22 protein-coding genes and 2 tRNA genes are annotated in these 19,390 nt (G+C 69.7%); 8 read left to right on the forward strand and 16 right to left on the reverse strand.

Going from position 1 to position 19,390, the window contains the following annotated elements; all coding sequences use genetic code 11:
• Window position 1 precedes the first annotated feature (1 nt).
• The 3 genes from gyrA to ABZ823_RS05610 all read left to right on the forward strand — a co-directional run bounded on the left by gyrA (window position 2) and on the right by ABZ823_RS05610 (window position 3,579).
• On the forward strand, window positions 2-2,596 hold the full coding sequence (gene gyrA, locus ABZ823_RS05600) for a DNA gyrase subunit A (protein WP_361653998.1): 2,595 nt from the start codon (window positions 2-4) through the stop codon (window positions 2,594-2,596).
• A gap of 18 nt (window positions 2,597-2,614) precedes the next feature.
• Entirely contained in the window at window positions 2,615-3,331 is a 717-nt protein-coding gene (locus tag ABZ823_RS05605) for a DUF3566 domain-containing protein (RefSeq protein WP_361654001.1), read from the forward strand.
• Window positions 3,332-3,502: 171 nt separating this feature from the next.
• Window positions 3,503-3,579 (forward strand) — tRNA-Ile (locus ABZ823_RS05610).
• 69 nt (window positions 3,580-3,648) lie between these two features.
• On the opposite strand, the gene ABZ823_RS05615 is transcribed toward ABZ823_RS05610, so the two are convergent.
• From ABZ823_RS05615 to ABZ823_RS05665, 11 genes are all read right to left on the reverse strand, one after another.
• Entirely contained in the window at window positions 3,649-4,806 is a 1,158-nt protein-coding gene (locus ABZ823_RS05615) for a site-specific integrase (protein ID WP_361654004.1), read from the reverse strand.
• Window positions 4,806-4,994: a helix-turn-helix domain-containing protein gene (locus ABZ823_RS05620; RefSeq protein ID WP_361654007.1), complete on the reverse strand. Its 189-nt coding sequence runs from the start codon at window positions 4,992-4,994 to the stop codon at window positions 4,806-4,808. The genes ABZ823_RS05615 and ABZ823_RS05620 overlap by 1 nt, the downstream gene beginning before the upstream one ends.
• The gene (gene repSA / locus ABZ823_RS05625) at window positions 4,991-6,385 is read right to left on the reverse strand and encodes a replication initiator protein RepSA (protein ID WP_361654010.1); all 1,395 of its coding nucleotides are present in this window, start codon (window positions 6,383-6,385) and stop codon (window positions 4,991-4,993) included. The genes ABZ823_RS05620 and repSA overlap by 4 nt, the downstream gene beginning before the upstream one ends.
• A 4-nt stretch (window positions 6,386-6,389) precedes the next feature.
• A complete protein-coding gene (locus ABZ823_RS05630) occupies window positions 6,390-6,578 on the reverse strand; it encodes a hypothetical protein (RefSeq protein WP_361654013.1) in 189 nt (62 codons plus the stop codon).
• The gene (locus ABZ823_RS05635) at window positions 6,571-6,813 is read right to left on the reverse strand and encodes a hypothetical protein (protein ID WP_361654014.1); all 243 of its coding nucleotides are present in this window, start codon (window positions 6,811-6,813) and stop codon (window positions 6,571-6,573) included. Before ABZ823_RS05635 ends, ABZ823_RS05630 begins: the two co-directional genes overlap by 8 nt.
• Before the next feature lie 4 nt (window positions 6,814-6,817).
• Window positions 6,818-7,000 carry a hypothetical protein gene (locus ABZ823_RS05640; protein WP_361654017.1) on the reverse strand — a complete coding sequence of 61 codons (183 nt, stop codon included), beginning with the start codon at window positions 6,998-7,000 and terminating at the stop codon, window positions 6,818-6,820.
• A gap of 93 nt (window positions 7,001-7,093) precedes the next feature.
• A complete protein-coding gene (locus ABZ823_RS05645) occupies window positions 7,094-7,396 on the reverse strand; it encodes a SpdD protein (protein WP_361654019.1) in 303 nt (100 codons plus the stop codon).
• Window positions 7,397-7,416: 20 nt separating this feature from the next.
• Window positions 7,417-7,602: a mobile element transfer protein gene (locus ABZ823_RS05650; RefSeq protein ID WP_361654022.1), complete on the reverse strand. Its 186-nt coding sequence runs from the start codon at window positions 7,600-7,602 to the stop codon at window positions 7,417-7,419.
• Between the two features lie 21 nt (window positions 7,603-7,623).
• Window positions 7,624-8,274 (reverse strand): DUF2637 domain-containing protein, encoded by a 651-nt coding sequence (locus tag ABZ823_RS05655; RefSeq protein ID WP_361654025.1) that lies wholly within the window; start codon window positions 8,272-8,274, stop codon window positions 7,624-7,626.
• Window positions 8,271-9,629 carry an FtsK/SpoIIIE domain-containing protein gene (locus tag ABZ823_RS05660; RefSeq protein WP_361654028.1) on the reverse strand — a complete coding sequence of 453 codons (1,359 nt, stop codon included), beginning with the start codon at window positions 9,627-9,629 and terminating at the stop codon, window positions 8,271-8,273. Before ABZ823_RS05660 ends, ABZ823_RS05655 begins: the two co-directional genes overlap by 4 nt.
• A 2-nt stretch (window positions 9,630-9,631) precedes the next feature.
• Window positions 9,632-9,961 carry a hypothetical protein gene (locus tag ABZ823_RS05665; protein WP_361654031.1) on the reverse strand — a complete coding sequence of 110 codons (330 nt, stop codon included), beginning with the start codon at window positions 9,959-9,961 and terminating at the stop codon, window positions 9,632-9,634.
• A 189-nt stretch (window positions 9,962-10,150) separates the two neighbouring features.
• Here ABZ823_RS05665 and ABZ823_RS05670 point away from each other — a divergent pair, with 189 nt between their 5' ends.
• Both ABZ823_RS05670 and ABZ823_RS05675 read left to right on the forward strand, forming a co-directional pair.
• The gene (locus tag ABZ823_RS05670) at window positions 10,151-10,909 is read left to right on the forward strand and encodes a GntR family transcriptional regulator (RefSeq protein ID WP_361654034.1); all 759 of its coding nucleotides are present in this window, start codon (window positions 10,151-10,153) and stop codon (window positions 10,907-10,909) included.
• Between the two features lie 493 nt (window positions 10,910-11,402).
• Window positions 11,403-11,528 (forward strand): hypothetical protein, encoded by a 126-nt coding sequence (locus ABZ823_RS05675; protein WP_361654037.1) that lies wholly within the window; start codon window positions 11,403-11,405, stop codon window positions 11,526-11,528.
• A gap of 1,128 nt (window positions 11,529-12,656) precedes the next feature.
• Here ABZ823_RS05675 and ABZ823_RS05680 read toward each other — a convergent pair.
• From ABZ823_RS05680 to ABZ823_RS05690, 3 genes are all read right to left on the reverse strand, one after another.
• The gene (locus tag ABZ823_RS05680) at window positions 12,657-13,067 is read right to left on the reverse strand and encodes a VOC family protein (protein WP_361654040.1); all 411 of its coding nucleotides are present in this window, start codon (window positions 13,065-13,067) and stop codon (window positions 12,657-12,659) included.
• A 235-nt stretch (window positions 13,068-13,302) separates the two neighbouring features.
• Window positions 13,303-13,716: a hypothetical protein gene (locus ABZ823_RS05685; protein ID WP_361654042.1), complete on the reverse strand. Its 414-nt coding sequence runs from the start codon at window positions 13,714-13,716 to the stop codon at window positions 13,303-13,305.
• A gap of 410 nt (window positions 13,717-14,126) precedes the next feature.
• Window positions 14,127-14,489, reverse strand: a complete 363-nt coding sequence (locus ABZ823_RS05690; protein ID WP_361654045.1) for a DUF6344 domain-containing protein — start codon at window positions 14,487-14,489, stop codon at window positions 14,127-14,129.
• Between the two features lie 335 nt (window positions 14,490-14,824).
• Here ABZ823_RS05690 and ABZ823_RS05695 point away from each other — a divergent pair, with 335 nt between their 5' ends.
• Window positions 14,825-14,953, forward strand: coding sequence for a DLW-39 family protein (locus ABZ823_RS05695; RefSeq protein WP_003999697.1), 129 nt, complete (start codon window positions 14,825-14,827; stop codon window positions 14,951-14,953).
• 255 nt (window positions 14,954-15,208) lie between these two features.
• Window positions 15,209-16,558 carry a hypothetical protein gene (locus tag ABZ823_RS05700; protein ID WP_361654048.1) on the forward strand — a complete coding sequence of 450 codons (1,350 nt, stop codon included), beginning with the start codon at window positions 15,209-15,211 and terminating at the stop codon, window positions 16,556-16,558.
• A 7-nt stretch (window positions 16,559-16,565) separates the two neighbouring features.
• Here the strand turns inward: ABZ823_RS05700 and ABZ823_RS05705 are convergent, their stop codons facing one another.
• A complete protein-coding gene (locus ABZ823_RS05705) occupies window positions 16,566-18,260 on the reverse strand; it encodes a protein kinase (RefSeq protein ID WP_361654051.1) in 1,695 nt (564 codons plus the stop codon).
• Between the two features lie 85 nt (window positions 18,261-18,345).
• Window positions 18,346-18,894 (reverse strand): DNA-binding protein, encoded by a 549-nt coding sequence (locus tag ABZ823_RS05710; RefSeq protein ID WP_361654054.1) that lies wholly within the window; start codon window positions 18,892-18,894, stop codon window positions 18,346-18,348.
• Between the two features lie 178 nt (window positions 18,895-19,072).
• Between ABZ823_RS05710 and ABZ823_RS05715 the strand changes: the two genes are divergently transcribed.
• Window positions 19,073-19,145, forward strand: a tRNA-Ala gene (locus ABZ823_RS05715).
• Window positions 19,146-19,390 lie beyond the last annotated feature (245 nt).

The following is a 19,390-nucleotide window of genomic DNA, read 5'->3' on the forward strand; positions in this document are numbered from 1 at the left end:
AATGGCCGACGAGAACACTCCCGTCACCCCTGAAGAGGGCGGCGAACTCGCGATGCGTGTCGAGCCCGTCGGGCTCGAGACGGAGATGCAGCGCTCGTACCTGGACTACGCGATGTCCGTCATCGTGTCCCGTGCGCTGCCCGACGTCCGCGACGGTCTCAAGCCCGTCCACCGCCGTGTGCTGTACGCCATGTACGACGGCGGCTACCGCCCCGACCGCGGCTTCTACAAGTGCGCCCGTGTCGTCGGCGACGTCATGGGCAACTACCACCCGCACGGCGACTCCTCGATCTACGACGCGCTGGTCCGCCTCGCGCAGCCGTGGTCGATGCGGATGCCGCTGGTGGACTCCAACGGCAACTTCGGCTCCCCGGGCAACGACCCGGCGGCCGCCATGCGGTACACCGAGTGCAAGCTCGCGCCGCTGTCGATGGAGATGGTCCGCGACATCGACGAGGAGACCGTCGACTTCACGGACAACTACGACGGCCGCTCCCAGGAGCCGACCGTCCTGCCCGCCCGCTTCCCGAACCTGCTGATCAACGGTTCGGCCGGTATCGCGGTCGGTATGGCGACCAACATCCCGCCGCACAACCTGCGCGAGGTCGCGGCCGGCGCCCAGTGGTACCTGGAGAACCCGGAGGCCACGCACGAGGAGCTCCTCGACGCCCTCATCGAGCGGATCAAGGGCCCCGACTTCCCGACGGGCGCCCTGGTGGTGGGCCGCAAGGGCATCGAGGAGGCCTACCGCACCGGCCGCGGCTCGATCACCATGCGCGCGGTCGTCGAGGTCGAGGAGATCCAGAACCGCCAGTGTCTGGTCGTCACCGAGCTGCCGTACCAGGTCAACCCGGACAACCTGGCGCAGAAGATCGCCGACCTGGTGAAGGACGGCAAGGTCGGCGGTATCGCGGACGTCCGTGACGAGACCTCCTCCCGCACCGGCCAGCGCCTGGTCATCGTGCTCAAGAGGGACGCGGTCGCCAAGGTCGTCCTGAACAACCTCTACAAGCACACCGACCTTCAGACGAACTTCGGCGCCAACATGCTGGCGCTCGTCGACGGCGTGCCGCGCACCCTGTCCCTGGACGCGTTCATCCGGCACTGGGTGACGCACCAGATCGAGGTCGTCGTCCGCCGTACGCGCTTCCGGCTGCGCAAGGCCGAGGAGCGGGCGCACATCCTGCGCGGTCTGCTGAAGGCCCTCGACGCCATCGACGAGGTCATCGCGCTGATCCGGCGCAGCGACACCGTGGATATCGCTCGTGACGGTCTGATGAGCCTGCTGGAGATCGACGACATCCAGGCCAACGCCATCCTCGAGATGCAGCTGCGCCGCCTCGCGGCCCTGGAGCGCCGGAAGATCGTCCAGGAGCACGACGAGCTCCAGGCGAAGATCCAGGAGTACAACGAGATCCTCGCCTCGCCCGTCCGCCAGCGCGGCATCATCAGCGAGGAGCTCGGCGCGATCGTCGAGAAGTTCGGTGAAGACCGCCGCACCCAGCTGGTGCCCTTCGACGGCGACATGTCCATCGAGGACCTCATCGCCGAGGAGGACATCGTCGTCACGGTCACCCGCGGCGGCTACGTCAAGCGCACCAAGACCGACGACTACCGCGCGCAGAAGCGCGGCGGCAAGGGCGTACGCGGCACGAAGCTGAAGGAAGACGACATCGTCGACCACTTCTTCGTGTCGACCACGCACCACTGGCTGCTGTTCTTCACCAACAAGGGCCGCGTCTACCGCGCGAAGGCGTACGAACTGCCCGACGCCGGCCGGGACGCGCGTGGTCAGCACGTCGCGAACCTGCTCGCCTTCCAGCCGGACGAGTCGATCGCGGAGATCCTGGCGATCCGCGACTACGAGGCCGCGCCGTACCTGGTTCTCGCCACCAAGGGCGGTCTGGTCAAGAAGACGCCTCTGAAGGATTACGATTCGCCGCGCTCCGGCGGTGTCATCGCGATCAACCTTCGCGAGACGGCGGACGGATCCGATGACGAACTGATCGGGGCGGAGCTGGTTTCGGCCGATGACGATCTGCTTCTGATCAGCAAGAAGGCGCAGTCGATCCGGTTCACCGCGACCGACGAGTCCCTGCGTCCGATGGGCCGTGCCACCTCGGGCGTCAAGGGCATGAGTTTCCGTGAGGGCGACCAGCTGCTCTCGATGAATGTTGTTCGACCGGGTACGTTCGTGTTCACTGCCACAGACGGCGGGTACGCGAAGCGGACCGACGTCGACGAGTACCGCGTCCAGGGCCGCGGCGGCCTCGGCATCAAGGCTGCCAAGATCGTCGAGGACCGTGGCTCGCTCGTCGGCGCGCTGGTGGTCGAGGAGACCGACGAGATCCTCGCCATCACGCTGTCGGGCGGTGTGATTCGTACGCGAGTCAACGAGGTCAGGGAGACGGGCCGTGACACCATGGGCGTCCAACTGATCAACCTGGGCAAGCGCGATGCCGTGGTCGGTATCGCACGTAACGCCGAGGCGGGGCGCGAGGCGGAGGAAGTCGACGGCGGCGAGGCCGTGGACGAGATCGCCGAGGACGCCCCGGTCATCGGCACGGACGAGGGTGAGGCGCCCTCGGCCGAGTAGCGCGAGGAGTGAGTCAGCGTGAGCGGAGCCACGGGCGCCGGATCGACCGATACGGACACGGACGGCGGCGGCCGTGGCTCGGCCACGGACTCGACCCACTCCCATGACTCTCATGGAACCCAGGGGGGAAGTGTGACGGACACCCGAGGGCCGGGGACCCGGCAGCACGCGGCTGGAGCGGGGCCGGCCGCCGCAGGCGCCGCGCAGCCCGAGCCGGGGGCACAGCCGGCCGCCGCGTCCCCCCTGCCGGGGGAGCGCAAGCCACAGCAGTCCGCTGGGCCCTACCACCCGCCTCAGGCCTACTCGGCGCAGTCGGCGACGGGCGCCGTGCGCCGCCCCCGGACCGGCGCGTCCACCACTCCGCGCACCCGCAAGGCACGGCTCAGAGTGGCGAAGGCCGATCCGTGGTCGGTCATGAAGGTCAGCTTCCTGCTCTCCATCGCGCTCGGCATCTGCACGGTCGTGGCGTCCGCGGTGCTGTGGATGGTCATGGACGCCATGGGCGTCTTCTCCTCGGTCGGCGGCACGATCTCGGAGGCCACCGGCTCGAACGAGTCGAACGGCTTCGACCTCCAGTCGTTCCTGTCCCTGTCGAACGTGCTCATCTTCACGACGATCATCGCGGTCATCGACGTGATCCTGGCGACCGCCCTCGCGACGCTCGGCGCGTTCATCTACAACCTCTCCGCGGGCTTCGTCGGTGGTGTCGAGCTGACCCTCGCGGAGGACGAGTGAGCGAGGCGCCGAGGAGCCCCGCCGAGGCCCCCTGAGCGCTGCACCGAAGAGGGCCGCACCCCGGAGGGGCGCGCCCTCTCGTCCGTCCCCGGGTAACCGATTTTGGGACTTCCCACGTCGTGCGCTAATCTTCAGGGGTCAGCGCGCGGGACATACACCGCAGAGCGCGGCGGGGCTATAGCTCAGTTGGTTAGAGCGCATCCCTGATAAGGATGAGGCCACAGGTTCAAATCCTGTTAGCCCCACCAGCGAAAAGACCCCCGGCCCACTAGGGCCGGGGGTCTTTTGACACCAACGGTTGACACCAACAGCAACGGTCAGCCGATGAGCGGATCTTCCAGCAGCTCGGCAAGCATCGCGACGGCTTCCCGCTCACTGTCGCCGACCACGTGCGTGTAGACGTCCATGGTCATGCTGATCTGGCTGTGCCGAAGGATCGCCTGAGCGACCTTGGGATGCACCTTCAGGAAGGCGAGCAGGGTGCCGCAGGTGTGCCGGGCGAGCCGGACCGTGATGCGGCGGACGCTGGCACGCTTCACGAGCCGATCGAAGGTCCGGGAGAAGCCCACCGGGTCGATCATGCCGCCATGCTCCGAGGAGAAGATCAGATCGTGGTCCGGCTCCTGCGACCAGTGGTCACCGGCGATCTTCCGCTCCAGCTCCTGAACCTCCCTGCGCTCCTCCAGGGCGCGGGCGCAGAACTCCGGCAGCGGGAGCACAGCCTGTGAGGACTCAGTCTTGAGGTCTTTGAGGACCAGGCCGACGCCCTTCTCGCGCTGTACCTGCTTGACCGGCGTGAACTGGCGAGCCTCGAAGTCGATGTCTTGCCAGCGCAGGCCCAGGACCTCACTGCGACGGAGGCCGAGCACGAGCACCAGGACGCAGGCCGCGTAGAGGCGGTGAGCGCGGACCGAGCGAAGGAACGTGATCGCCTCACGCGCGCTCCATGCCTTGCCCTTGTCCTTGGTGACCTTGGGCATGTCGACCAGCAACGCGACGTTGCGCGTGAGCAGCTCCTCACGGATGGCCCGGTTGAGCGCGTTTCGGAGGACGCGGAGCACCTCGAAGCGGGTAGCCGAGCCGACCTTCTCACGCTTCAGCGTGGCCATGAACGTGCGGAGGTGGGCGGGCGTGAGCTTCACCAAGGGCTTCTTGCCGAGATACGGCAGCAGGTAGAGACGGATCTTGGACTCGTACTTGGCGTAGGTGTTGTGCTCGCGCTCCGGCTCGACGATGTGCTCAAGCCAGTACGTCAGCCACTCGCCGACTGTCCAGGAGCGGGAAGGCACCGGGACGCCGTTGCGCTCCTGGTCCTGAAGCTTGCCGAGCTTCTCGTTGGCTTCGTCCCAGGTGGCGCCGTAGACGGTCCGGCGGACACGGTTGCCGTCCGTATCGGTGACGTACGCGCGGCCCATATAGCGGCCGTCCGTCCGCTTTGAGATCGTGCCGCCACCGTTGGGGCGCCTCTTGGCCATCAGACACCCCTCTCGATCTGCCGCCGAATGAAGTCCCCGACTGAGTCAGCAGGGACACGGCGGCATCCGTCGACCTTGATCGAAGTCAGGCGGTGCGTGCGGATCAGGTCGTAGACCTTGCCCCGGCCGACTTTGAGCCGCGCCATGACTTCCGGCACTGTCAGGAGTTCGGCGGTAGCGGTGGTCATGCGGCGGCTCCTTCCTGGGCGAGTTGGTCTTGTAGGGCTTCGCGAGCGGTCTCGCGGTTGAGCTGGATGTCCCGGCGGATGTTGGCGGCGAACCAGGATTCGCCGGGAGTGTGGCCGTGGCCGGCATACGTCCAGTGGGCGAGCGTGAGCGTGGTCGTCTCCGGGGCGTCGTTGAGATCGGGCAGGCCGAGGGCTTCGCGTTGCTGCGCTGCGCGGTAGTCAGCGCGGGCCTGGCGGAGGGCGCCGAGGGTGGTCGAGTAGCGGCGGGACTTGGTGGAGAAGTAGCCGCGGAAGCCGAGCATGTGAGCCCAGTCCCGGAGCTTGCGGTCGGGGTAGAGCGGGTGCAGGTCGAGGCACGCCTCGATCAGCCTGCGCGGGTGGTCAGGTACGCCGAGCAGGACGAGGGCTTCTGTGTTGCCGATGCGACGGTCCACGGTGCCGGTGGTCTCGGCCGCCTTGGTGGCGTACTTGGCCACGTAGGAGGCAACGGCCTGTTCGGTGATCTCCTCGCCGTCGCCGAACGCGCCGATGGGCTGGACGTCGAGCTGTGTGCCCCAGCGCAGCGTGCGCGCTGGCTGGTCTCCGGCAGGCGCCACCTCGACCACGACGCGGGCCGCGGCAGCGCGGATCGCGTCGGCGAGCAGCTCGAGCGTGGCCCAAGCCGGGGGCGGGGTGTCTGGCCCCTCGGGGCCGTCGAAACGGACCACGGCGTGGAAATGGACGGCTCCGCGCTTCTGATACTCAGCAACCTTGCCGAAGGAGACGCGGGACTGTTCCCGGGCGGCTTTCTGGGTGAGTCCGGCGCGACGGGCGATCTCGCGGCGCAGGTAGATCGTGAAGTAGCGCCACAGCTCGGAGGCGTGGTTGTTCCACAGCACGGCGCCCGCGTAGTCGTACGCCGCCGGATTGAGGGGGGTACCCAGCTCCGGGGCGTCCTCGGGGTGGCGGGTGCCGCAGCGGCAGGGCCGGTTGCCGGGGCGGTTGTGTACGGGGCCGAACGAGGGGGCTGTGAGGGTGGCGAAGACGCGGGGATGATCGCGCACAGTGTGCGGGGTGCCCTTGGCCAGGTCACCGACGAGTCCGGCGCGGATGAGGTGGTAGGTGTCTCCGGCGTAGGTCCAGGCGCAGGCGGGGCAGCGGGAGGCGCGGCGGTTGCCGCAGGCGACGCGGAGTCGGCCGCCGGGTTCGGTGTCTGTGGAGTAGTGGTGCAGGACCTGTCCGGTGACCGCGTCGCGGGTGACGGTGGAACCTTGCAGGTGGATGGGGTCGGAGCAGCCGCCGGTGCGGCGGATCTGTTCTTGGATGCGGTCGTAGTCCGGAGACCCGGCCAGCCTCAGCACGTCTGCGAGGGTGGCCGGGTCCAGGCCCGCCATGGTGGCGGCGGTGGTCACGCGGTTACTTCCTTCCGTGTGCGGGGCCGTGGTTGGCGGTGTAGCCCTCGACCAGGGCGCGGACCTGGGCGTCTCCGGTGGCGGTGGCTTGGGCACCGCAGCGGCAGACGGCCGAGGCTTGGGCGGGGTCCGACGGCGACGGCTTGCTGACGTGCAGGCCGGGGCGGTCCGGGGTTGGGGTGAGGTCATCCATGGCCGATCACCTCCGGCGCGTCGGCGACCATGGCGTCCAGGGAGCCAGCGGCTTCGATTGCTGCGGCGGCCAGGTTGCGTAGGGCCTCAGCAGTGCCGGGGGAGGCGATCAGCGCGATCTCGACGAGGTCGCCCTCGATGCGGAGGCTGACGAAGGGGGTGGCGCGATCCGCGAACGGCGTGACGCGGAAGCGAGTGTCTGACTCGATGTGGGCCGAGGTGGTCAGGCTCTTCACGCGGTCACCTCCCCGCCCGAACCAGGGCCGGGGCGGCGGTGGCGTGGCCGGTGCCCTTGCAGGTCAGGCAGTGGACGCGGAGGGTGGCGCGGGTGCCGTCGTGGTGGCGGGTGCCGGTGGTCACGGCGGCAGTGCCGAAGCCGTCGCACTCGCGGCAGACGCGCGTGTTCTGGGCGTGCTGAGGCATGATGGGGCTCCCTTTCGGGTCCGTTGGATCAGGAAGAGGTCCAGGCGCCCGGGGCGGCGGAAGTTTGGCGACCGAGGCCGCCCCGGGGGCCGTTCAGTGCTGGTGCAGGTCCTTGATGAGCAGGCGCAGGACGACCGCGACCACGGCGACGGAGACGCCGGTGATGGCGACCGCGAGCAGCAGCGAGACCAGGACCGCGCCGACGACCAGGACCACGGCTCCGCCACCGGCGGCGAGGGCGAGCGCGCTGCCGGGGGTGAGCTGGACGGTCGGCCGGGCCGGGGCGACCGGCGCCGGGGCTGGTGTCGACGGAACGGGCACCGGAGTGTGGACCGTCGAGGCGGCGGCTGCGGCAGGCGGCGCGGTGTCCTGAGGCGGGTACTTCGGGGTGAACATGGGCGGGTCTCCCTTCCGGGTCAGGGGTTGCAGCGGTGGGAGCGGGCGGCGAGTTCAGCGGCTGAGCGGTCGCGGTGCTCGGTGGAGAAGCCGCACTTCGGGGCGGTGCAGGCGGCGGTGTGGCGGGTCTGGCCGCGGCCGTTGTTGTAGGTGCCGACCTTGACGGGACCTATCTGGATCACGTCGTAGAAGCGGTTCGGGCGCACTGGGTGGAACCTCCCTAGCTGTCAGGCGAGTTGGGCGGCGATGGCTCCGGCGAGGTCCTCGGGGACACCAAGGCGGGCACGCAGGGTGGCGGTGTCGATGTCCGTGCCGGTGCGGGTGCGGTGGTCGGCCGCGACCTTGCGGGCGTGGTCGACCAGCGCCGGGGGCACCGGAGGGGCCGGAGCCGCTTGAGGCAGAGCCGGAGCAGGCGCTGAGGTGGCGACCGGTTCGCGCTCGGGTTCCGGGGCCGGTTCGGTGGGCTGCGGTGCCGTGACCGCGGGTGCCGGCAGGACCGGCTCCCGGCCGTCGGCATGGCTGTGCGTGTGGGCGAGCAGGGTGCCGCCGAGGAAAGCCAGGGCTGGCCATCCGGCGACGAGGATCCGGAGCCAGGCCGGTACATGGCCCAGGTTGAGGAGTCCGGCGGTGGCGATGTTGGCGCCGAGCGAGGCGACCAGGGCCACGAGGAACCAGAGCCAGGCCAGGCGGGACGGGCCGTCGGTCCGGAGCCGTCGCCACACGGCGACCAGGAGCAGGTCGACACTGACGGGGTAGGCCCAGGCTTTCCAGCCGGTCTGTCCAGCGGCTGCGGCCAAGTCGTGGAGGTGGGCGAAGGACAACGCGCCAGCAATCACGGCCTGAACCAGCACGGCATCCAGGCGGATCGAGCGAGTCATGCCCTCACTTCCCTCTCGATGACCGGGCGCGCCTTGACCAGCGGCGGCACCGGCTCAGGCACCGGGGCGGGGCGGACGGTCGGCCGGAACGGAGCCAAGAAAGGCAGTTCCGGGGTGAGGTCGGCGAACTGGCGGCACACGGCCACCACGTCGTCCTTGGAGGTCTCGGGGGTTCGGATGCGGGACCAGCCGCCGGAGGTGTCACCGGCCACCGCTACACCGGGGCGGTCCGGGGCGATCGTGGTCGCCGCCATCACCGCGTCGGGGGCGATATCCCCTAAGCCCATCTCGGCTGTTTGCTTATCGTTGACGCGGTGCACCACGCGCCCAGTGAGCTGAGCGCGGAGCGCGGTCGCGCCCCTGCCCAGGTCCGAGCCGAAGCGCTGGCCGCAGACTTCCAGGAAGATGCCGACCGCACGGGCCATCTGGCCCAGGCGGACCATCTGCATGACCGAGCGGTCCCGGCGCTCCTCCTCCTTCTTCGAGGTGACCAAGAACAGCTCTGCCACCTCGTCGACCAGGACGACCAGAGGCACCGGCCGCACCGCATCCGGGAGTTCCCACACATCCGACGCCCCGTAATCGGCGAGCAGATCGAAGCGGACTTCCATCTCGCCCACCAGCGCATCCAGCAGACTGGAGGCGTCATCCGGCGTGGTGACCAAGGCGGACAGACGGGGCGCGTAGCGGGACTGTTCGACGCCTCGTTTGCAGTCGATGCCGACCAGGCCGACCGGTAGCCGGGCCAGGCCCTTGACCAGGTTGCGCTGATACATCGACTTGCCGGACTGGTTCGCCCCGAGCGTCAGCGCGTGCGGCACCTTGCGGTAGTCCCGCTCGAACACCGAGCCGTCCTCGCGCAGCGCCACCGGCACCACCAGGTCTCGGGAGCGCACCGAGCGCGGCAGACGCACCCGCTTGAGCACGTCATAACCCGTCATGCGCAGTTCGACGTAGCCCGGCTTGGTCTCCGCCACGGTCACCGACCGCACCCCCCAGGCGTGGCGTAGCCGCTCGGAGGAGGCGGCGACATCCGCGGGCTCCAGTCCGGCCGGCAGCCGGAGCGAGACCCGCAGGCCGGTGGAAGTCGGGCGGACCCGGCGAACCTTCGGCGGCACCGGACGAACCTCGCGGCGGACGACGTTGCGGGTCATGAAGGCCCGCAGACCGGACGGCTGCACTGTCAGTCCGCACACGTCCATCGTTGACCGGTAGGTCCAGGTGAACCGGCCCCAGGTGACCGGCAAGCCGACCAGCGACCAGTACACGCGCGGGGCGCGTACCTTCGCGTAGCCGAGCCCTCCGGCACTGGCCGCCGCAGTCCCGGCTTCGAGCCAGGTGGACAGGTCGGTCATGGTCAGGCCCCGGCCGTGATCGCGACCGCGCGGAACGAGATCCCGTGCCGCTTCTGGCCGTTGAACTCGTTCTCCCAGTCCCGGGCCTTCAGGCCGACCACGCGCACCGGCATGCCCGGCGTCAGGCTCTCGGGGAGACCCGTCTCCGGGATCGTCACCTGGTAGAGGTTCCCCTCCCCCTCATCCGAGACCAGCAGGCCCACCGTCGACAGGCTTGCACCGGTCTCCCGGTCCACGGCCCGCTCGCCGGTCTTCTGGCTCACCAGCTTCGGCGCGGGCGGAGTCGCGACGAACACCACAGCAGTCGAAAGGTCGATCTTGAACGACGGCATGAGCACATCCCTCGTGCAGAGGAGGCCGCCCGATGCGACCTCTCTAGACATCTCCATTGGAGCGCAGATCTCTAGAGACGTCAAGCAGGATGTCTAGAGACGTTCAGAGCGTCAGATTGGGGCTACACGCATCGAGCAGGTGACGTACGCATGGCCTAGGCTGTCTAGAGATGAGAGGAGGGCTCCGGAATGGCCAACACCGACGACGACCGTCGGCCGAAGTACCAGAAGATCGCGGACTCTTTGCGCGAGGCGATCGAGTCGGGCGGGTACGGCCCCGGTGATCGGCTTCCGGGGGAAAACGAGCTGATGGCCACGCATGGCGTGGCGCGTATGACGGCCCGCCAGGCCTTGAGCGTGCTCAAGGATGAAGGAGTCGCGGAGGCCCGCAAGGGTGCGGGCGTGTTCGTACGAGACTTCCGCCCCCTGCGGCGCAAAGGCATCCAGCGGCTCGCGCAGGAGCAGTGGGGAAGCGGCCGGTCCATCTGGTCTGCCGACATCGAGAACCGCACGCTAGTGGTCGACCAAGTGACGGTGTCGGAAGAAGCGGCACCGGAACGCATTGGGCAGGTTCTGGATCTGGGGGAGGAAGACACCGTCTGCGTGCGGCGCCGACGGTTCGTCTTGGACGGGAAGCCTGTTCTTCTCGCGACGAGCTACCTTCCGACCGCGGTAGTCGCAGGTTCGGCGATCACCCAGCAAGACACCGGCCCAGGCGGAACATACGCCCGCCTTGCCGAGCTCGGTTACAAGCCGGTGCACTTCCGCGAAGAGATCCGCTCACGCATGCCCACGAAACACGAAGCGGCGCAGTTGAGCATCTCCGCGGGCACGCCTGTCATCCTCATTTGCCGTACCGCCTTCGCGGACGAGGGCCGCCCCGTCGAGATCAACGAGATGACGCTCGACGCCGCCTCATACATCCTGGAGTACGACTTCGACGCGTAGCCCAGCGCGAGCTGTTACAGGTTTCTCTACCTCATCAAGCCCCGGCTGCGCTCCGCTCCGCCGGGCGCGCTTCCCGGCTCCGCTGCGGGCGCCGCTCCTGCCTCCGGCCCGCTCCGCCCGCGCTGCGCCGACGCGCGCCCACATGTGGATAGGGCCCGGAGGCCATGAGTCGAGCACCGCATAGAGCGGCGACGGTCAGAACGTGCCTCCGGCGGGGGCGCTCAGGCTCCGAGATGGAGGGGGCGCCGTTCGCGAGTGCCGGCCGAGTGGTGGCGTGCGCGGGGAGCTCCCATCCCGTCTGCCATCGACCCAGGCAGAGCCGAGCAGACGCGGTCCCTGGCGTCAAGGTCGTTCGTACAGTGGCGCGCTCCACCTTGACGCCAGGGACCACGCCCGCTCCACGGTGTGTGGGTCGACGGCAGACGGGATGGGAGCTGGGGTTAGTGGTGGCTTAGGTGGAGAGGGCCAAGCCGCGGAGGGGGGCCGCGCTGAGATGAACTACTACTTCGACGGTGACATGGCCAAGTGCATCCGCGAGGTACTCGATCCTTATGCTGCCGAGGTGATGAAGCGCGGCAAGACACCATCTCGGCAGGTCAGGCACGTTAAGCCGCTGTAGCTGACGTGCTTGTTTCACGTGAAACGGTGCCCCTGATGGTGTCAACGCGCGGTGTACGAAGCGGACTTGGGCTCCTCGCTTTGTCAGTGTCGTGCCCTAGAAAAGACGAGGCCCGACAAGACGCGGGGCGCGCCCGAGCACTTTGGCGAGAGACGGGCGCGCCCCCGGAGAGAACCAGGAGAGACACGGCGTGTCCATCCCGACCCCTCATGCCCCACTTCCGAACGGCAGCGGCGACACTACTGCCACTGTTCCATGGACCACTGACATCAACGCACGATGGCCGATGATCGCCGCTGTCGCCGCTTGCGTCATCAACCCAGATGCCATAGCGGCGACGCTCGACTCAGCATCCCAGTTGATCACTGTGATCATCGTGCTGATTCTCGTCCGGTCGCAGCTACGAGGAACCCGGTACGCCCCAGCTGGGCAAGCGTCAAGCACCCCCTTGGTGTCTGACACCAACGCCTGACACCAACAACCATGGACGATCACGGACTGGCGCGGACTCTAGCGACCGCTACAACGCCGCACGGCAGGTGACCGCCAGCATCGACAGCCCGTAGTGATCGACCTGATAAGGATGAGGCCACAGGTTCAAATCCTGTTAGCCCCACCAGCGAGAAGACCCCCGGTCCACTAGGGCCGGGGGTCTTTTGACGCAGGCGGTCGACACCGACGGCCGGGGGTTGCGTCAGGTGGCGCGGAGGGGGCATCGCTCGTCGGCTGCCAAGTGAATGGCTCCCTCCCAGACGCAGAAGCCCCCGTCCAGCCAGCCTGTCCCTCCACAGGCGCAGTCGGCGGGGTCCGGGCAGAGCCGCGGGCCCACGGTGTAGTGGGCTCCATCGGGTACCTCGCCGGAGCGGTGGGAGCCTAGGGGGCTTCGACTCCGTCGAATCGGACGAGGCCGCACCCGGTGTTCGACGGGTGCGGCCTGACTTTCACTGCTCCGTGCTCTTGCCCCAGCGGGCTACGGTCGCGCGGGAGATCCCGGTGAGTTCGGTGACGCGGCGGTAGGGGACCCCAGCGCCGATCGCTTCGAGGATCAAGGGGCGGAGGGGGCGCCGTACGGGGTGCGGGTCCGGAGGGGCGTGCGGAGAGGGGTGGGCGAGGGAAGTGGGCGGCTAATCAGTCACGCTTGGGCCAGATCGGGCCCTGGTCGGTCCAGATGACGCCCTTGTTGCGGCACAGGCAGAAGGGGTGGCCGACCGGGTCGGTGTAGACCTGCCAGCCGTAGCCGTTGGGGCCGATGAAGTCCTGCCTTAGCGTCGCGCCGAGGTCGAGGACGCGGCGCTGCTCGGACTCGATCTCGTCCACTTCGAAGTCGAGGTGGAACTGCTTGGGGTGCTCGCTGTCGGGCCACTGCGGAGCGCGGTAGTCGTCCACCCGGATGAATGCCAGCTCGATCTCGCCGAACTGGATGCCGGCCCAGTGCTCGGAGCTGCCTTCCTTGATCGGTCGGCCCGTCACCTCGGAGTAGAAAGCCGCCAGTTTCATCGTGTCCGGGCAGTCGATAATGAAATCGGTGAGTCGCAGCATCCCGGGATCTTGTCACAAGCTCACACCCGACTTCGGGACCGGCCCTAAGCGGCTCCACTGAGGTGTGGGAACAAAAAGTTCCTGGGGCTTCGCCCCCAGACCGCGTTCACCAGGGGCGGCCGGGTTTGTCCCGCAGGTGTGGATCAGCAGGGGACACCGCTCGTCGGCCGCCAGGTGAGCCGCTCCTTCCCGACGTAGAAGGCGCCGTCCAGCTGTCCAGCTACGAGGCGCAGCTTCAGTAGGTTCTGCGGCGCAGGCTCAGCACGAACAGTGGCACCGACAGCAGGAGCAGGGCTCCTTCGACGGCCAGGCTGATCAACCCGAGCGGTTCCGTCCAACGGCCGATGTCATCGCTGAAGTCGGGCAGTCCCGGACCCCTGGAGAGGATGTAGCCCAGCAGGGGTCCGGCGGCCACCCCTGCTGCCAGCAGCCATCCCAGTCGGATGACGCCGATGAGGAGCAACACGGCGGTGATCGCGGCCGCGATCTCCAGGACGTGGAAGGCGACGCCGATGTAGTAGGGGTCCCTCGTCGCCGTGATGCCGCCTTGGTCCACGACGTGGATGACGGCCACCGCGAAGCACAGCAGAGCTCCCGCCCACCTGGCCACCCAGGTAGCCCCCGGCACTGTCGCGGCCTGGTGTGACATGCGGAGGTACCTTCGCCCTTCTTCAGCAGCGCGTGCATGCCGCGCCGCGATCGCATCCGCCGGGTCGGCTCCTGAACAGGCAGTGCGCCGCACCTGTGTCAGGTCCCAGCCTCAGCGGACGGCTGCTCGCCGTCGTCCCCGACGGTGCAGACGAGTGACACGGACCGGGGTACCGCTGCGGACGGGGCTCCTCCACCAGCAGCCGGGGCGTCCACGGCGTTGGGACTTCAGCAGGCCTGGTGGGCAAAGTTGCCGGAGGAGCGGTGCGGCTCGCCGTTCGCTGGTGGGCGTGCCGACGGCCCGGCACCTGGGAGCAGGTGCCGGGCTGTCTGCCGTGGGGGCGTCGTACGCAAGAGCGCCCGGGGCGGAGCCGCGCTGTTCCCATGAGGGGTGCGGCCGGGAGGGTCGGTTCAGTGCTGGAGCCGCACGGTCGCTTCGGGAGGTTCGGCGGGCCGGCTGGGGGCTCTGAGGGCGCAGCGGGCGAGGCGGAGTGTCGGGGCGGAGGCCGGCAGATGGTGCCGGCAGGTCGGAGAGGAGCCGTGCGCCTCGGCGCGGATGCGTTGTTTCATCGTGGGGGGCAGGGACCGGTCGCGGGGCCAGTGTCCGTGGGCCGGTCGCGGCGGCGTCACCTGCGCCGCGGTGTTGCGGGCCGGCTTGGTCTGGGGTACCTCCGCGGCGGCGGTGGTCGTGGTGATGAATCCCAGCGCGGTGAACAGCGCGAGGAAGGCACTGACGACGGCGGTCCACAGCTTCATGACCTTGTTGCGGGCCATGACCCCTCACTTTCGGGTCGGGCGATTTGCGTACTTTCCTCATGATGTGTATGGGGGCTCCGAAGTGGTGGACCAACGCCCGTGGCGCGTCGATCTTCGGATGAACACCACTCGGATGGACGCACCGGACCCGGAAGAGTCAGGAAAGACGGGAGAGGGCGTCGATCGTCACCCTCTGTGAGGTGTGATGACGGGGAGCGCACCGGCGGCGCCCGGCCGTACTGCGGTGCCCGGGCCTGGAGTTGGGCACCGGCTGAGGTCACCGAACGGTATCGATCGGTGTGTATAGTCGGGCGCCAGAAGTCCCCTACGTCAAGGAAAGACGAGGTCGCGCGGTGAAGAAGCTTCTCCTGGTAGCACTGGCCGCCATCGGCGGGCTCCTCGTGTACCGCCAGATCCAGGCGGATCGCGCCGAGCAGGATCTGTGGACGGAGGCGACCGACTCCGTGCCCACGGGTTCGTGAGTCCTCACGGACAACAGAGACATCAGAGCAGGCCCCGACCGCCGGTGCGGTCGGGGTTTTGTGTTTCCCCGGCTCCTTGCCCGGGGGAGCGTTTCGGCCGCTCGCACACAAGAACGGGGTACGGCCGTGGCCTGCGGGGCAGGATGGGCGGCGGTCCGGGACGGCGGAGCACGGCGGGGGTGGAGCGTGAGGAAGCGGTGTACGGAAGCGGGACGCGGGTGCCCGCGGCGCGGTCGTACGACGGCGCACGCGGCCGTGGCCCTGTGCGCGGCGGTGGCGCTCGGCGTGGCCTCGGCGCTCCCCACGCGGGCCGCGCAGGCATCCTCGGCCGACGACGGCACCCCGGCCGCGTACGCGTTCGCCCGTGACGCCAGGACGGTCGCCGGCGCGTCGGGCACCACGGGTGCCGTACGCCTGGATCCCGGGCACACCTACAAAAGCGCCCTGCCCGCGGGCGCCAAGCGCTACTACCGTCTGGACCTGGACGCCTCCGCCAGCGCCTACGTCTCCGCGACGGCCGTGCCCCGGGCCGGGGCACGGGTCTCCTCCTCCGACGGCCTCAAGGTGTCCGTCCAGGACGCCGCCGGTACCACGTGCTCCTCGGAAACCTCCCACTTCGGGCCCACTCAGAGCCCGCACCCGATCGCCGCCTGGGCCTCGCGCGAGACCGGCCCCGGCACCTACGGCTGCAAGAGGGCGGGGACGTACTACATGGTCGTCGAACGGCGCGATCTGACCGCCTCCGTGCCGGTCGACTGGGACCTCGAGCTCGACTACGTCTCCGAGCCGGCCCCGCGCCGGGCCGGGGCCGCGACCCCGCCCGGGACATGGGACTCCGCGCCTGCCGAGCCCGTACCGGGGGAGGCCGCGCGTCGCGCGGGCGGGGCGGGCTTCGCCGCGGCGAGCGCTCTGGGGCAGGGCCTGTGGCAGGACGGGATCAGGCCCGGACAGACCCTCTTCTACAAGGTTCCCGTCGACTGGGGACAACAGCTTTCCGCCACCGTCGAGATGGGCGGCTCCGAGGGCGGCGAGGGCTATGTCGGCACCGCCCTGGCCATGTCGCTCTACAACCCGGTCCGGGCCTACGTCGACGACGCCGACGCCGGTTACAGCGGGGCGCGGATCTCGGCGGCGCTCGATCCGCTGCCGCCCGTGGACTACGCCAACCGCGGTGCCGTGGGCCACCGTGCGAGCGGGATGCGGTTCGCGGGCTGGTACTACCTCGCCGTGCATCTCGGCGCACCCGTCGCGGAACGGTTCGGCAACGGACCGTTCGGGCTGACCCTGAGCGTACGGGTCAGCGGGACACCGGTGTCCGGACCGGTGTACGCCGGGCGGTCCGTCCCACGCGACGTGTTCGAGGTGACGGCCGCGGACCGGGAGGAAGCTGCGGCCAGGACGGAGACCGACGCGGGCGGACACAGCGGCTCCGGCCGGTCCTGGTCTCCCGCCCCGACCGGCGTCGGCGGCGAGGCAGCGGGGGACACCCGCACCATGAAGATGGTCGCAGCGGGCGGGATCGGCACCGGAAGCGCGCTGGTCCTGTGGCTTGGGGTGTGGACCGTCGCCGCCCGTCGGCGGGGCAGCCGCCGCTGGGCGGGGTGAGCGCCGTTCAGATACGGGTCAGGGCCCAGAAGCCCACCGCGTAGCAGACGAGCGCGAGGAGCAGGATCGGTACGGCGACCTTCGCGGGCGGTCCGGCGCGCCGGGCGGCCGCTCTCCTGCCGTGCCGTGCGGTCCGCTGCGGCTGAACGGGGGTGTACGGCGACGGCCCGGTGTGCTCGTGGGCGGCCCGTGGGGCGGCCGCCGCCGGGCCCGTGGCCGGGCCGGGGGCGGGCATGTACGTGGGTGCGTGGTGCGGGGCGGGCGCCGTGTACGCGGGGGCCGGAGCCGCCACGGTGGCGGGCGGCGTGGGCGGCTGCTCGGGCGGGCCCGGCACCGCAGCGAGGGCCGTGCGCGGCACCGGAGGCGGCAGAGGGAAGCTTCCGGTGTCCGACATCGTGGACGGCCGCGACGGAGGCGTCGGATCGACGGCCGGGCGGGGCGGTACGCCGCGTGGTGCTGCCTGTGGTCGTGCGGCTTGCGGTCGTACGGCGGGGGGAGGGGACGCGGGCGGGCGGGCGCCGGAGGACGGTGACGGCGTGGGCGTGCAGGTGCCGGGAGGGGGCGATGGTGTAGGAGGGGCAGATGGTGCCTGAGGGGTGGGGGCGGGCATGTGGGAGACCGTCGGAGCGGTGGCCGGCCGCGGCGGTATCGCGCCGGTCGTGAGCGGTGCCGGTCCGGCGCCGGTCCCGGCGGACCCACCGTGTGCGCCCTCCGTCGCGGTGCCCGGTGTGCCGGCTGCGGCCCCCGGTGTGCCGGCTGTGGTGCCGAGTGTGCCGGCTGCGGTGCCCGGTGCCGCCCGATGCACCACCCCGGACGCCTCACCCAGCGGCCCCTCGGGCCCGAACCCCGCGGGCAGCGGCCCGAGTTGGTCGAAGATCTCGACCTGTTCCTCATCGGCCCCCGGCTCGGGCAGCAGCTCCCGGGCCGACGCGAGGGCCTTGCGCGCCCCCGTGGCGGTACGGAAGCGCACGGCCGGGTCTGGTTGCAGCAGCGTCGCCACGACCTCCCACAGCGGGCCGGGAATGCCGCGCGGTGCGCCGGGCGTGCCATGGGAGGCGAAGCGCTCGACCAGTGCCCTGGCGTCCGGCTTGGCGCCCTGGAGCAGATACAGCGCGACCAGACCCACGGCGAACAGGTCGGCCGCGAAGTCGGGCTCCGCGCCCAGCAGTTGTTCGGGCGCCAGATAACCGGGCGTACCCACCACGTAGTCGGTTTCCGTCAACCGCGGCTCTCCCAGGCGCATGGCGATGCCGAAGTCCGAAAGACGCAGCCGGGGCCGGGCGGTGCCGGTGGCCTCGAGGAGCACATTGGCGGGTTTGACGTCCCGGTGCACGACCCCCTCCGCGTGCACGGCCGCGAGCCCGGACAGCAGTTGGTCGAGCAGGGTGCAGACGAACGCGCAAGGCAGCGGGCCGTAGTCCCCGACGAGGTGCACCAGCGAGCCCCCGGCGACCAGGTCCATGGTGAACAGGACCTTGTCGTCGTCCGCGGCCCAGCTGGCGGGCGCGAGGACATGGGGGTGGTCGATGCGCAGCGCCTGCTCGCGCACGAACCGCAGCAGCGCATGGGCGTCGCTCTGCTGAAGGACCTTGGCGGCCACATAGCGGCGGCGCCGGTGGTCCCAGGCGCGCCAGACCGCACCGACTCCCCCGCGCCCGATGGGATCGACCAGTTCGTACCGTCCGGCGAAGACCTCACCCATGGTCGTACGTCGCTCCCCCTTCCGGACGGCCCGGGGACTCCCCCGCCCCCCCGGGCGCGAGAGCCCCCGGCGGCCGAGGCGTCGGCTAGCTCTGGTGGGACTGGTAGTGGGCGACCGCGTCGGAGGTGCGGCCGGCGCCGTACACCCGGAGGAACTCTGCCAGCTCCGGGTGGCTCGGGGCGAGGGTGTCCGCCGCCTCGATGATGTCGCCGGCGGCCGCGACCGAGCGCAGCAGCGACTGGATCTCGCGGACCACCCGCTTGACCGTGGGTGCTCCCGAACTGCTGGTCGTCTGCGTGGTGTTGTTGAGCACGGAACCCCCCTGCGACTTTCTGATCTCGTCCATCCGCTCGGTCGCCTCGGCCGCGCTCACGCTGCCGTCCGCGACCTGTCCCGCCAGGTCCTGCAACAGCTGCACCCGCTGGACCACCGCAGGATTGCCGATCTTGGCGCGCTGACCGCTCATCAGCTGCGACAGCATCGGCGCGGACAGCCCCAGTACGCCGGCGAGACGCGCCTGGTTGAGACCGAGATCTTCGATGAGCCTACGGAAGAGCGCCCCCAACGGCTCTCCGTACCAGTTCCGCTGCAGCTCCCGCGCTCTTGCGGTGGCTTCCTGCTGTGCGGCGTCCATTGCGTCTCCCCATCGCTTCCCCAAAACCGGGTTCGCTGTCGCGAACCACGACGAGCATCTTACGGAGAGTGGTCGTCCACGGGGACCCCCCTCTTTTTGCGAGATACCGGGGGTGACCCGGTACGCTGGTCCGCAGCGCCCGCCGGTGTGTGTCCGCGCCGGCCGGACGTGTCTTCTCGGGGCCTTAGCTCAGTTGGTAGAGCGCTGTCTTTGCATGGCAGATGTCAGGGGTTCGACTCCCCTAGGCTCCACATCCCGGACCGGTCAGACGCCCTTCTCGGCGGCTGACCGGTTTTTTCATGGGGTGATCCGTGTCACAGGAGTGGATTTGCAGCCGTTGCATTCCTTTGCGCAAACGCTCGGAGTGACTCCGGAGGCGTGAGTCCCAGCGTGAGTGGCTGGTGGGGTCGGGGGGCGGTGCGAGGTGATTTGAGGCGTCTTGTGGGGGACGATGCGTCCAGAGATGTGTAAGCAGGGGGATGCGGTCCGTAAGGAA

It is taken from the genome of Streptomyces sp. NPDC047079 (assembly GCF_040643755.1).
Classification (GTDB): Bacteria; Actinomycetota; Actinomycetes; order Streptomycetales; family Streptomycetaceae; genus Streptomyces.